This window comes from Streptomyces prunicolor (assembly GCF_045162825.1).
In the GTDB taxonomy this organism is placed as follows: Bacteria; Actinomycetota; Actinomycetes; order Streptomycetales; family Streptomycetaceae; genus Streptomyces; species Streptomyces prunicolor.
Map to the genome: position 1 here is coordinate 6,556,837 of NZ_CP108676.1, position 12,503 is coordinate 6,569,339.

The following is a 12,503-nucleotide window of genomic DNA, read 5'->3' on the forward strand; positions in this document are numbered from 1 at the left end:
CAGAGGGGGTGTCAGTCCCCTCTGAGACACTGGGGGTGCCATGAATGAGACAGCGACACAGCTCACCGCACCGCTCCGCGCCCGCGCCGAGATCGATCTGGGCGCCCTGCGGGCAAATGTGCGTGCCCTGCGCGCCCTCGCGCCGGGCGCGGCCCTCATGGCCGTGGTGAAATCCGATGCCTACGGCCATGGGGCGGTGCCGTGTGCCCGCGCGGCCGTCGCGGCCGGGGCCACCTGGCTCGGTACTGCCACGCCTGAGGAAGCGCTTGACCTGCGTGCTCGCGCCGGGTTGCCCGACGGTGTGCGGATCATGTGCTGGCTGTGGACCCCGGGCGGGCCCTGGCGGGAGGCCATCGAGGCCGATCTCGATGTGTCGCTGAGCGGGATGTGGGCCTTGGAGGAGGTCGTCGACGCCGCTCGTGCCGTCGGGCTTCCCGCGCGCGTGCAGCTCAAGGCCGACACCGGGCTCGGGCGTAACGGCTGTCAGCCCGGCGACGACTGGGCCGAGCTGGTCGGCGGTGCTCTGCGCGCGGAGGCCGACGGGCTTCTCCGTATCACCGGGCTCTGGTCCCATCTCGCCTGCGCCGACGAACCCGGGCATCCCTCCATCGACGCCCAACTCGTTCTCTTCCGCGAGATGGTGGCGTACGCGGAGGAGCGTGGGGTGCGGGCCGAGGTGCGGCACATCGCCAACTCGCCTGCCACGCTCACCCGTTCCGACGCGCACTTCGATCTCGTCCGGACCGGCATCGCCGTCTACGGCATCTCGCCCAGCCCCGAGCTGGGCTCCTCGGCCGACTTCGGGCTGCGGCCGGTGATGTCCCTGAAGGCATCCGTCGCGCTGGTGAAGCAGGTGCCGGGCGGGCACGGGGTCAGCTACGGGCATCACTACGTCACCCCGGGCGTGACCACCCTCGGCCTCATCCCCGTCGGGTACGCGGACGGCATCCCGCGGCACGCCTCCGGCACCGGGCCGGTGCTGGTCGGCGGGAAGTGGCGGACCGTCGCCGGGCGGGTCGCCATGGACCAGTTCGTCGTGGACCTGGGTGGGGACGAGCTGGAGGCCGGGGCGGAGGCGATTCTGTTCGGGGCCGGTGATCACGGTGAGCCCACCGCCGAGGACTGGGCGCAGGCCGCCGGGACCATCGCCTACGAGATCGTGACCCGCATCGGAACACGCGTTCCCCGCGTCTACGTCAATGAGGTCGTCGGTGAGGGCGGTCCCGGGGTCGGCCCCGAGGTCGTTCCGGAGATCATTCCCGGGTATGAGGGAGACGACGTAGCGCAGGGTTCTGACGTGAAGAGGAGCGGCACGTGAGCGAGAGCAGTGCGGAGGCAGTCGCTGCGGTCGCCTCCGCCGCCGCGGGGGCGGGCGGGAACTGGCGGAAGGTCACCGGTATCGCCGGTGCCGCGATAGGTGTGATCGCCGCCGGTGCCGCGGCCGGTGTCGCCATAGAGCGGATGACCGTCGGGCGCGGGATGCGCGAGCGGGCCCGGCTGGCGCTCGACTCCACCGGGCCGTACGGCTCGTTGCGCGGTACGCCTGGTACGGCCCGCGCCGACGACGGTACGGAGCTGTACTACGAGGTCGACGACATCGAGTCGGAGGTCGCCGTGACGCCCAAGCGGCGGCGGCTCTTCGGGCGGAAGGCGCCGGCCCCCGTCACCGTCGTCTTCAGTCACGGGTACTGCCTGAACCAGGACTCCTGGCACTTCCAGCGGGCCGCCCTGCGCGGGGTCGTGCGGACCGTGCACTGGGACCAGCGCAGCCACGGGCGTTCCGAGCGCGGGGTCGCGCAGCTGGAAGACGACATGCCGCTCACCATCGACCAGTTGGGGCGCGACCTGAAGGCCGTGATCGACGCGGCCGTGCCCGAGGGGCCGATCGTGCTCGTCGGGCACTCCATGGGCGGCATGACGGTGATGGCCCTCGCCGACCAGTACCCCGACCTGATCCGCGACCGGGTCGTCGCCACCGCCTTCGTCGGTACGTCCTCCGGGCGGCTCGGCGAGGTCAACTTCGGGCTGCCGGTCGCCGGGGTCAACGCGGTGCGGCGGGTGCTGCCGGGTGTGCTGAAGGCGCTCGGGCAGCAGGCCGCGCTGGTGGAGCGGGGGCGGCGGGCCACCGCCGATCTGTTCGCCGGGATCATCAAGCGGTACTCGTTCGCCTCGCGGGACGTCGATCCGGCGGTCGCGCGGTTCGCCGAGCGGATGATCGAGGGCACACCGATCGATGTCGTCGCCGAGTTCTACCCGGCGTTCACGGACCACGACAAGACCGCCGCCCTCACCCACTTCAAGGACATGCCGGTGCTCGTGCTGGCCGGGATCGGCGATCTCGTCACGCCCAGTGAGCACAGCGAGGCCATCGCCGACCTGCTGCCGGACGCCGAGCTGGTGCTCGTGCCGGACGCCGGGCACCTGGTCATGCTGGAGCACCCGGAGGTCGTCACCGACCGCCTCGCCGACCTGCTCACCCGCGCGGGTGCCGTACCGGCAGGCGCTACCGTAAGTGGTTATGGAAGCACCAGCAGCACCGCACAACGCGGCTGAGCCCCTGTCCGTATCGATCACCGTCAACTCCCCTGAGCAGATGCGGGAGTTGGGGCTGCGTCTGGCCAAGTTGTTGCGCGCGGGCGACCTCGTGATGCTCGCGGGGGAGTTGGGCGCCGGGAAGACGACACTCACCCGGGGGCTGGGGGAGGGGCTCGGAGTGCGGGGGGCGGTGACCTCGCCGACCTTCGTGATCGCCCGGGTGCATCCCTCGCTCGGTGACGGGCCGCCGCTTGTGCACGTCGACGCGTATCGGCTGGGCGGCGGGCTCGACGACATGGAGGACCTCGATCTCGATGTCTCGCTGCCCGAGTCCGTGATCGTCGTGGAGTGGGGTGAGGGGAAGGTCGAGGAGTTGACGGACGACCGGCTGTCGCTCGTCATCCACCGGGCCGTCGGGGACACGACCGACGAGGTACGGCATGTGACCGTCACCGGGCTCGGTGCGCGGTGGGCCGCGGTTGAACTGGGCGTGCTCGGGGGCTGACCGGGAGGTGCCAGGAGTGTGGGTTCCGACAAGGTGTCGGCAAGATGTTGCGTTCGGGGTCTTGCGCGTGGTCACATGGTATCCAGTTCGTAGTTAGGTCTACCTAACTACGTCTGCCCCCGGCTCCCAGGAGGCGTCCATGTCGGCTTCAGAGAACCAGCGTGAGTGGGCGCGGCCGTATGCGTTCGCTGGGGTGTCCATGCGGGAGCTGTTGGCGGCGGGGGTTGCGGTCAAGGCCGTTTCTACGCCGCCTCCCGCGCCGGAGCCGGTGGCTCCGCCGGTTGAGCAGGAAAGAGCCGCGTAGTCGTTTGGCTGCGGGCGCGTTGTGCCTGGGCGCGCAGTTCCCCGCGCCCCTAGGGGGTGCCCTGCCCCCAATTGAATTGCTTAGCGGATTACCACGATCGACTGCCCGATCGTCGCGAACTCCCACATGGCCGCGCCGTCCTCGATGGACTCGCGGATGCCGCCGGACCTGGTCGTGGGGTCGGGTTCGTTCGTCGCGCCGCTTAGCGCCGCGCTGAAGCCGATGGCGACGTTGTCCGTGTTGGTGAAGCGGACGACGTGCTGGATGGGGGTGCCGTCGGTGCCGGTGATCGCGTTCGAGCGGGACGTGACCGCGTAGGAGCCCGTGGCCGGGTCCACCGTGCCGGGGGTGACCTTGAACGTGCGGTTGACCTTGTTGTTCTCGGCGACCAGCCACACCCGGTCGTCGTCCACCGAGTACACGACCCGCTCGCCCTTGCCGGAACCGGCGGGCAGCGCGGCGGGGTTCTTCTTGTCGCGCGGTGCCTTCGAGGTGGCGACCGCCGCGGGCGAGGCGTTCGCGCGGGCCGAGTTCCCCAGCCCGGGCGGGACGGTCGCCGATGCCTGATAGGCGAGGAAACCGACCGTGGCGACGGCCGCCACGGTGAGCCCGGCCACGATTCCCGAGCTGCTGCCGGCCATCAGCGCCCACCTCCGCGTCTCTACGTCTACGTCCTGTGACGGTGCCCCGTACGGTCCCGTACGTCCCGTAAGTCCGGTGACCCTAGGTGACCGTAGCAGCCGGGGCCGGGCCCACCGGGGCGGCCGTGCTCGCGGCGCCGGAGCCGTAGGCTGTTTGCGTGCTCTTGCTCGCTCTCGATACCGCCACCCCCGCCGTCACCGTCGCCCTGCACGACGGCGAGGCCGTCATCGCCTCGTCGAGTCAGGTGGACGCGCGCCGCCACGGTGAGCTGCTGCTCCCGGCCGTCGACCACGTGCTCGCCGGCGCCGGGCTCACGCTCGACGCCGTCACGGGAATCGTCGTGGGCATCGGCCCCGGCCCCTACACCGGGCTGCGGGTCGGCCTGATGACCGCCGACACCTTCGGGCTCGCGCTCGGCGTGCCCGTGCACGGTGTGTGCACGCTGGACGGCCTCGCCTACGCCACCGACCTCGACGGCCCCTTCGTCGTGGCCACCGACGCGCGGCGCAAGGAGGTGTACTGGGCGCGCTACGCCGACTCCCGGACCCGCCTCACCGACCCGGCCGTGGACCGGCCCGCCGACATCGCCGAGCAGGTGGCCGGGCTGCCCGCCGTCGGCGCCGGTGCGCTGCTCTACCCGGACACCTTCCCCGCCGCCCACGAGCCCGAGCACGTGTCCGCCGCCGCGCTCGCGTCGCTGGCCGCCGAGAGACTCGCGGCGGGCGTCGAACTCCCCGAGCCCCGGCCCCTGTACCTGCGCCGTCCCGACGCCCAGGTGCCCAAGAACTACAAGGTGGTCACCCCCAAGTGACCGAATCCGTGAGCCCTCGACTGCGCGAGATGCGCTGGTGGGACATCGATCCCGTGCTGGAGCTGGAGAAGGAACTCTTCCCCGAGGACGCCTGGTCCCGGGGCATGTTCTGGTCCGAACTGGCGCATGCGCGGGGGGCGGAGGCGACCCGGCGGTACCTGGTGGCCGAGGTGGACGGTGCGGAGACCGGGAGCGGCGTGCGGGTCATCGGTTACGCCGGCCTCGCCACCGCCGGCGAGCAGGCCGACATCCAGACCATCGCCGTCGCCCGCGACCACTGGGGCACCGGCCTCGGCTCCACGCTGCTGACCGAACTCCTCACCGCGGCAAGCGAGTTCGAGTGCGCCGAGATCATGCTCGAATGCCGCGTCGACAACGTCCGCGCGCAGAAGCTGTACGAGCGCTTCGGCTTCGCGCCCATCGGATTCCGGCGCGGCTACTACCAGCCGGGCAACGTCGACGCCCTGGTGATGCGCCTGACCACAGATCCCGACAGCAGCTCCGCTGCGGGGTCACCTTCCGTACAAGGAACCGAGATCCATGACTGACTCACGCGACGAGCCGCTCGTCCTGGGCATCGAGACCTCCTGCGACGAGACCGGTGTCGGCATCGTCCGCGGCACCACCCTGCTGGCGGACGCGGTCGCGTCCAGCGTCGACGAGCACGCCCGCTTCGGCGGGGTCGTACCGGAGGTGGCGTCCCGCGCCCACCTGGAGGCGATGATCCCGACGATCCAGCGCGCGCTGAAGGACGCGGGCGTGAGCGCCCGTGACCTCGACGGCATCGCGGTCACGGCGGGCCCCGGCCTGGCCGGAGCCCTGCTGGTCGGCGTCTCGGCGGCCAAGGCGTACGCCTACGCGCTCGGCAAGCCCCTCTACGGCGTGAACCACCTCGCCTCCCACATCTGCGTCGACCAGCTGGAACACGGCCCGCTGCCGGAACCGACGATGGCGCTGCTGGTGTCCGGCGGTCACTCCTCGCTGTTGTTGTCCTCGGACATCACCTCGGACGTACGGCCGCTGGGCGCGACGATCGACGACGCGGCGGGCGAGGCCTTCGACAAGATCGCCCGCGTCCTGAACCTCGGCTTCCCGGGCGGGCCGGTCATCGACCGGTACGCGAAGGAGGGCGACCCGACGGCGATCGCGTTCCCGCGCGGGCTGACCGGGCCGCGCGACCCGGCGTACGACTTCTCCTTCTCGGGGCTGAAGACGTCCGTGGCCCGCTGGATCGAGGCGAAGCGGGCGGCGGGGGAGGAGGTGCCGGTGCGCGATGTGTCGGCGTCCTTCCAGGAGGCGGTCGTCGACGTCCTGACCCGCAAGGCCGTACGGGCCTGCAAGGACGAGGGCGTCGACCACCTGATGATCGGCGGCGGCGTGGCCGCTAACTCCCGCCTGCGCGCGCTGGCGGCGGAACGCTGCGAGGCCGCCGGTATCCGCCTCCGCGTACCGCGCCCGAAGCTGTGCACGGACAACGGCGCGATGGTCGCCGCGCTGGGCGCGGAGATGGTGGCGCGGAATCGGACCCCGTCGGACTGGGACCTCTCGGCGGATTCGTCCCTCCCGGTGACGGACCCGCATGTCCCCGGCCACTCGCATGACCACGACCACGATCACGTGCACGAGGTCAGCAAGGAGAACCTGTACTCGTGACGACGGTTGCGTTGATGTGGGAGGCGCGGGCGGTCCCGGGGCGGGGCGACGATCTGCTTGCCTGGGCACGGGAGCAGCGGCTCCCGGCCGAGCCGCTGCGCCGGGAGTTCCTGCGCGCGCCTCAGGACCGGGTTCTTGTCATCACGTGGTGGGACGCGGAGTACGATACCGAGTTGCCCGAACTCCCCGAGCCGGACGGGGAGTTGGTCATGCGGGCGGTGCACCGGTGGCGGTTCGAGTCGGTGGGTGAGTAACTAGGGTTCTGCCCCCGGCGCTTCCGTCGCACATCACCCAACAGACTGTCGGGAGGCTCTTCTTGAAGCGTGTGGTCCTGTCCTTCGGTTTCATGGCCGTGGCCATGACGATCACGTCCCTCGTCACCGAGCACACGCTGCCGCCGCTGCTGGAAGTCGTGACGTTCCTGGTCGTGGGGTTCGCGGCGCTCGGCGTGGGGGCACTGATACAGGCGAACCGGCGCAAGGCCAGGGGGTAGCGCCTGAGGCGGCTGGGGGCGTCACTCATCGACGCCGACCTCGCACCGCAACCGCCGCTCCGCCCCCACCACCCGCACGGCACCCGTCAGAGTGAGCCGTGTCGTATGCCGCACCTCCGCGCTGGAAACCCCCAACCTCAGCTCCAGTACGCCCGGTTCGACCACCCGGCGCCCCGAGCGGTCGGTGAACGCCGACAGGTCCGCGTGGAAGTGGAAGGTCACCCTCGTCGACTCCCCGGGGCCCAACTCCAGTCGCTGGTAAGCGATCAGGCGGACGTCCGGGCGGGTGACCGACGCGACCGGGTCGTGCAGGTACAGCTGGACGACTTCCGTGCCGGTGCGGTCGCCGGTGTTGCGGACGGTGACCGTCAGGTCGCAGGAGCCGTCCGTGGCGATCTCCAACTCCCTTGATTCGGTGGGCTCCCACGCGAACGTCGTGTACGAGCGGCCGTGGCCGAAGGGGTACAGCGGGGTCGGGTCGAGGCTGCTGACCTCGTCGGCCAGGCCCAACGGGGGTTGCAGATACGTCCACGGCTGGCCGCCCGGCGCGTGCGGAACGCTCACCGGCAGGCGGCCCGACGGGTTGACGCGGCCCGCCAGTACTCCCGCCACTGCCGGGCCGCCCTCCTCCCCCGGGAAGAACGCCTGCACCACCGCGCCCAGTCGGCCGTGCCAACGGCCCAGCGCGTAGGGCCGACCGGTGAGCAGGACCAGGACCACCGGGACGCCCGTCGACACGAGTGCGTCCAGCAAGTCGGCCTGGATCCCGGGCAGTTGGAGGTCCGCCACATCGCAGCCCTCGCCCGACGTACCGCGTCCGAACAGGCCCGCCCGGTCGCCCAGTACCGCCACGCACACATCCGCCTCCGCCGCCCGCGCCACCGCCTCCTCGAAACCGGAGGTGTCCGGGTCGGAGACGTCACACCCCTCCGCGAACGTCACCTTGGCGTCCGGGAGTTCGGCCCGCAGTGACTCCAGCACCGTGGGGATGTCGATGCCCATCGGCACCTCGGGGTGATGCGTGCCCACGTGGGACGGGAAGGAGTAGCAGCCGAGCATGGCGAGCGCGTCCGCCGCCCGCGGGCCGACCACGGCGACGCGCGCGTCCGACGCCAGCGGCAGCAGACTGTCCGGGTTGTCCAGCAACACCACCGATTCTTCGGCCAGTTGGCGGGCCAGGGCCCGGTTCGCCGTCGAGTCGAGGTCGATCCGCCCGGTCGGCTCCGGCGACCAGTCCTCGTCCAACAACCCCAACTCGGCCTTCTGCACCAGCACTCGACGCGCCGCCCGGTCCACCAACGCCTCCGGGATCTCCCCCGCCCGCACCGCCTCCACCAACGGCTTCCCGTAGCACTTCAACGTCGGCAGCTCTACGTCGATCCCCGCCTCCAGCGCCGCCTGCGCCGCCTGCGCCGGGCTGCCCGCCACCCGGTGCAGCGTCTCCAGGAAGCCGATGCCGAAGTAGTCGGCGACCACCGTCCCCGTGAACTGCCACTCATCCCGCAGGAGTTGGGTCAGCAGGCCGGGGTCCGCCGAGGCCGGTACACCGTCCGTCTCGTTGTACGCAGCCATCACCGAACGCGCGCCGCCCTCCCGCAACGCCATCTCGAACGGCGGCAGCACCACGTCCGCGAACTCCCGCACCCCCGCCCGCACCGGCGCCAGATTCCGCGCCCCCACCGACGACGCGTACCCGGCGAAGTGCTTCAAGGTCGCGACGACCCCGGCCGACTCCAGCCCCCGCACATACGCCGCCCCGATGGTCCCCACCAGATACGGGTCCTCACCGATCGTCTCCTCCACCCGGCCCCACCGCGGATCCCGTACGACGTCCAGGACCGGGGCGAGCCCCTGGTGGACGCCGACCGCGCGCAGGTCCGCGCCGATGTGCCGGGCCATCTCCTCGACCAGCCCCGGGTCGAAGCTCGCGCCCCACGCCAACGGCACCGGGTACGCCGTCGCACCCCACGCCGTGAACCCCGCCAGGCACTCCTCGTGGGCGACCGCAGGGATGCCGAAACGCCCCGCCGCCGCGATCCGGCGCTGTGCGCGGGCCAACGCCTGCGCGCCCAACTCCGGGTCCACCGGCGCCGTACCGAAGGAACGGGTGAGCTGGCCCAACCCCCGGGTGATCAGCTCGTCCCAGTCGTAGTCCGAGGTCATCTCCCGCTGGAGCGGGGCGACTCCGTCGCCGTCCGTGGCGGCGCCCACCCACACGCCGTAGAGCTGGGCGGTCTTCTCCTCCAGGGTCATCCGGGCGAGCAGGTCGTCGACGCGGACGGCGGCGGGCAGGGCGGGGTCGCGCCAGGGGGCGGTGGTCATGAAACTCCGTTCGGAAAAGGTGAGTTGGGGCAGCTCACTTGCCGCCCACGCCCATCAGGCCGCCGACCAGGGCACGCCGGGCCACCAGGTAGACGGCGAAGATCGGGATGCCGGAGAGGACGACCGAGGCGAGCAGCGCCGGGATGTTCACGCCGAACTGGCTGACGTAGTTGAAGAGTCCGAGCGTGAGGACGCGGGGGCCGTCGGACTGGGTGAAGATCAGCGGGAAGAGGAAGCCGTTCCAGGCCTGCAACGCCGCGTAGATGACGACCGTGCTGATACCGCCCTTGGTCATCGGGATGACCAGCTGGAACAGCATCCGGGTCGCCGACGCCCCGTCGAGCGCCATCGCCTCGTACAGGTCCTCCGAGATGTCCCGCAGCGTGCCGGTCAGGATCAGCACGGAGACCGGCATCGCGAAGGCGGCGGTGGGGAGGATGACCGCCAACAGGCTGTCGTACAGGTCGAGTTTGGCGATCATCAGGTACAGGGGGACCACGACTGCCTGCGCCGGGATCGCCACTCCCATCAGGAACAGCCGGAAGGCCCCGCTCGACCAGACCGTCCTCGTGCGTACGGCCACGTAGGCGAGCGGCACGCACAGCACGAGCACGATTCCTACGACCGCCGCCGCGACCAGTGCCGTGTTCGCGAGGAAGTGGCCGAAGCCGTTGTGCAGAACGGTGTTGTAGTTGGCGAAGGTCGGATCGGTGGGCGGTTTCAGGGCGTTGTTGCCGAGGGCCTTGTCCTGGCGGGTGAGGGACGCCGAGATCATCGCGTAGATCGGGACGATGACGACGGCGAGCCAGAGGAGGGACCCGAGCCCGGCGACCGGGTTGGGGCGCCTGGTCCAGTGCCGGCGCCTGCGGGTCGGCTGCTCCGGCACGGGTTCCTCCGCCGTCTTCACCGGACGCGGCAACGTGTCGTGTGACACTCCGTCACATCCCTTCGCGGGTACTGCGCATGGCGCCGAAACCGGTGAGCCGGACCAGGACGAGGGAGAGCGCGGTGGCGATGACGACCAGGAAGGTCGCGATCGCGCTCGCGTATCCGAAGTCGTAGCTCTTGAAGCCGGCTTCGTACATCAGGTACGGCAGGATCGCCGTGTCCGTGCCGGGACCGCCCTGCGTGAGGATCAGCACGGTCTCGAAGTAGGTGAGCGAGCCGACGATCATCAGCACGCTGGAGGTCGTGGCCGTGTTGCGGAGCTGGGGCAACGTGATCGAGAAGAACTGCCGGTAGCGACCGGCGCCGTCAATTGCCGCCGCCTGGTAGAGCACTTCGGGGATCTGCCGGGCCCCGCCCTGATAGATCAGCGTGTGGAACGGGATGAACTGCCACCCCCCGACAAACACGATCGCGAGAAACGCACCGCTCGTGGAGCCCAGTGTGTCCTGGTGGATGACACCGAAGTTCGGGTCGAGGAGCGCGTAGAAGAGCAACGCGATGGCGGTGGAGGAGAGCAGGAACGGCACGAAGAAGATTGCGGAGAGGATCGCCCGGTTGCGCTGACGGCCGGCGGCCCAGACACCGAGGAGCAGAGACACGACGGTTTGGAAAGCCCAGCTGGTCACCGTCAACAGCACGGTGACGGTGAGGGATTGGGTGAGGCGTGAGTCGTGCAGCAGCTTCTGCCAGTTGGCGAACCCGACGGGCTTGGGGTCGCCCAGCCCGTTCCAAGTGGTGAAGGAGAGATACACAGCGAGAACCATGGGCGCAACGGCGAAGAACACAAAGAACAGCACACCGGGCACAGCCAAGAGGGCGTGAGGTGAAGCGCCCCTATAGGGGCGCGGGGCTGTGTCTTTTTGCGGCTCCGCCGCGGGGCGCGACAAGCCACGACGCACCTGCACCCGACGAACCACCCCCGCCGCGGAGCGATTACTCACTTCAACCCCTTGAGCGCCGCCACGAACTGCTCCGGCGAACTCTTCCCCACAAACAACTTGTTGATCTCGGTCAGCATCGGCGTGGACACATCCGGATCCACCGCCTGATCCCAACTCAACGTGAACGCAGGCGCCTGCTGCACCATTTGGTACTGGAACTTCGCGAACTCGGGGTTGGGTGAGGAGTCGAGAAGCTTCTCCGCGTTGGACGTGGTCGGAATATCCCCGTTGGCAACGAGATCCTTCGCATACGCCTCCGACGCACAGTCACGGAGGAACGCGATCGCCGCGTCCTTGTTACCCGTACGGGCGTTCACGGACCAGTAGTTGGTGGGATTCCCGACCACGTTTCGGATGTCGCCCGCACCCCCCTCGTACTTCGGGAAGGCGAACCACCCCAGGTTGCTCTTCGCGAAGTCGGGAAACTTCCCGAGCTGCGTCGAGTACTCCCACGACCCCATCAGATGCATCGCCGCCTTGCCCTTGGCGAACACCGCGGGCGCACCCCCATTGACATACGACACAGAGCTGAACCCCTTGCCGAACGCCCCGTCGTCAATGAGCTGCTTGACCGTCTCGGCAGCCTTGAGAACCGCCGGGTCCCCCCAACCGGACGCATCCCCGTTCTTGATCTTGTCGAAAACCTCGGGCCCACCGATCCGATCGACCAGATACTCCAGCCACATCAACTCGGGCCAGATATCGGCGCCCCCGAGCGCGAACGGGGTGATGCCCGCGGCCTTGAGCTTCTTGTTGATGGCGAGCAACCCGGCCCAGGTGGTGGGCGGTTGGAGCTTGTGCGCGGCGAAGACGGTCTTGTTGTAGAAGAGGATGACCGGCTGCATCCCGCGCATCGGTATGCCGTAGTTCTTGCCCTTGAGCGCGCCCGCCGCGAGCACCGACGGCAGGAACCCGTCCTTGAGCACCGGGTCGGACTTGATGGTGTCGGTGAGATCGACCAGCTGGTTCGCCTCCTGGTACGCCTTGATCGAGCCGCCGCCCCAGTTGAAGAAGACGTCCGGCGCGTTCGGTGAGCCCATCGCCGTGCGCAGCTTGGCCGAGTAGTCGGCGCCGGGCACCTTCTCCAGCTTGATCTTGCCCTTGGCCTTCTTCGCCGCCGCCGACGCGTTGAACCGGGTGACGGCCTTGACCTGCACCTTCACCGCGTCGTCGCCGTAGACGAAGGCGGTGACCGTGCCGCTGTCGCCGGTGCTGTCGCTGGAGCCGCAGGCCGTGAGCCCGGTGGTGAGCAGGGTGGTGGCACCGGCGCCGAGCACCCAGCGCCTGCTGAACGTACGCCCGCCGTTGGACGTGTTGGGCTCCATGGACAGCACCTCTCGTGCGAATGT

13 protein-coding genes are annotated in these 12,503 nt (G+C 69.9%); 8 read left to right on the forward strand and 5 right to left on the reverse strand.

The window, feature by feature from the left end; genetic code table 11:
- The first annotated feature begins 40 nt into the window (after positions 1–40).
- The 3 genes from alr to tsaE are packed head-to-tail and all read left to right on the forward strand — an operon-like array spanning position 41 to position 3,040.
- Positions 41–1,318, forward strand: coding sequence for an alanine racemase (gene alr / locus OG588_RS30250; protein WP_405950019.1), 1,278 nt, complete (start codon positions 41–43; stop codon positions 1,316–1,318).
- On the forward strand, positions 1,315–2,553 hold the full coding sequence (locus tag OG588_RS30255; RefSeq protein ID WP_405950020.1) for an alpha/beta fold hydrolase: 1,239 nt from the start codon (positions 1,315–1,317) through the stop codon (positions 2,551–2,553). The genes alr and OG588_RS30255 overlap by 4 nt, the downstream gene beginning before the upstream one ends.
- Complete coding sequence (gene tsaE, locus OG588_RS30260) at positions 2,519–3,040, forward strand: tRNA (adenosine(37)-N6)-threonylcarbamoyltransferase complex ATPase subunit type 1 TsaE (RefSeq protein WP_405950021.1); 522 nt, start codon at positions 2,519–2,521, stop codon at positions 3,038–3,040. Before OG588_RS30255 ends, tsaE begins: the two co-directional genes overlap by 35 nt.
- A 384-nt stretch (positions 3,041–3,424) precedes the next feature.
- On the opposite strand, the gene OG588_RS30265 is transcribed toward tsaE, so the two are convergent.
- The gene (locus OG588_RS30265; RefSeq protein ID WP_405950022.1) at positions 3,425–3,985 is read right to left on the reverse strand and encodes a hypothetical protein; all 561 of its coding nucleotides are present in this window, start codon (positions 3,983–3,985) and stop codon (positions 3,425–3,427) included.
- A 158-nt stretch (positions 3,986–4,143) separates the two neighbouring features.
- Here OG588_RS30265 and tsaB point away from each other — a divergent pair, with 158 nt between their 5' ends.
- The 5 genes from tsaB (at position 4,144) to OG588_RS30290 (ending at position 6,943) form a co-directional block, all read left to right on the forward strand.
- Complete coding sequence (gene tsaB / locus OG588_RS30270) at positions 4,144–4,797, forward strand: tRNA (adenosine(37)-N6)-threonylcarbamoyltransferase complex dimerization subunit type 1 TsaB (RefSeq protein WP_405950023.1); 654 nt, start codon at positions 4,144–4,146, stop codon at positions 4,795–4,797.
- Positions 4,794–5,345 carry a ribosomal protein S18-alanine N-acetyltransferase gene (gene rimI / locus OG588_RS30275; protein ID WP_405950024.1) on the forward strand — a complete coding sequence of 184 codons (552 nt, stop codon included), beginning with the start codon at positions 4,794–4,796 and terminating at the stop codon, positions 5,343–5,345. Before tsaB ends, rimI begins: the two co-directional genes overlap by 4 nt.
- A complete protein-coding gene (gene tsaD / locus OG588_RS30280; RefSeq protein ID WP_405950025.1) occupies positions 5,338–6,450 on the forward strand; it encodes a tRNA (adenosine(37)-N6)-threonylcarbamoyltransferase complex transferase subunit TsaD in 1,113 nt (370 codons plus the stop codon). Before rimI ends, tsaD begins: the two co-directional genes overlap by 8 nt.
- Positions 6,451–6,464: 14 nt before the next feature.
- Complete coding sequence (locus OG588_RS30285; RefSeq protein ID WP_043258056.1) at positions 6,465–6,704, forward strand: hypothetical protein; 240 nt, start codon at positions 6,465–6,467, stop codon at positions 6,702–6,704.
- 62 nt (positions 6,705–6,766) lie between these two features.
- Positions 6,767–6,943 carry a hypothetical protein gene (locus tag OG588_RS30290; RefSeq protein WP_405950026.1) on the forward strand — a complete coding sequence of 59 codons (177 nt, stop codon included), beginning with the start codon at positions 6,767–6,769 and terminating at the stop codon, positions 6,941–6,943.
- A gap of 21 nt (positions 6,944–6,964) precedes the next feature.
- Here the strand turns inward: OG588_RS30290 and OG588_RS30295 are convergent, their stop codons facing one another.
- The 4 genes from OG588_RS30295 to OG588_RS30310 form a co-directional block, all read right to left on the reverse strand.
- Positions 6,965–9,265: a glycoside hydrolase family 3 N-terminal domain-containing protein gene (locus OG588_RS30295; RefSeq protein WP_405950027.1), complete on the reverse strand. Its 2,301-nt coding sequence runs from the start codon at positions 9,263–9,265 to the stop codon at positions 6,965–6,967.
- A 34-nt stretch (positions 9,266–9,299) separates the two neighbouring features.
- Positions 9,300–10,199 (reverse strand): carbohydrate ABC transporter permease, encoded by a 900-nt coding sequence (locus OG588_RS30300; protein WP_405950028.1) that lies wholly within the window; start codon positions 10,197–10,199, stop codon positions 9,300–9,302.
- Positions 10,200–10,203: 4 nt separating this feature from the next.
- Positions 10,204–11,025, reverse strand: coding sequence for a carbohydrate ABC transporter permease (locus tag OG588_RS30305; RefSeq protein ID WP_405950029.1), 822 nt, complete (start codon positions 11,023–11,025; stop codon positions 10,204–10,206).
- 125 nt (positions 11,026–11,150) lie between these two features.
- A complete protein-coding gene (locus OG588_RS30310; protein WP_405950030.1) occupies positions 11,151–12,479 on the reverse strand; it encodes an ABC transporter substrate-binding protein in 1,329 nt (442 codons plus the stop codon).
- Positions 12,480–12,503: the final 24 nt, after the last annotated feature.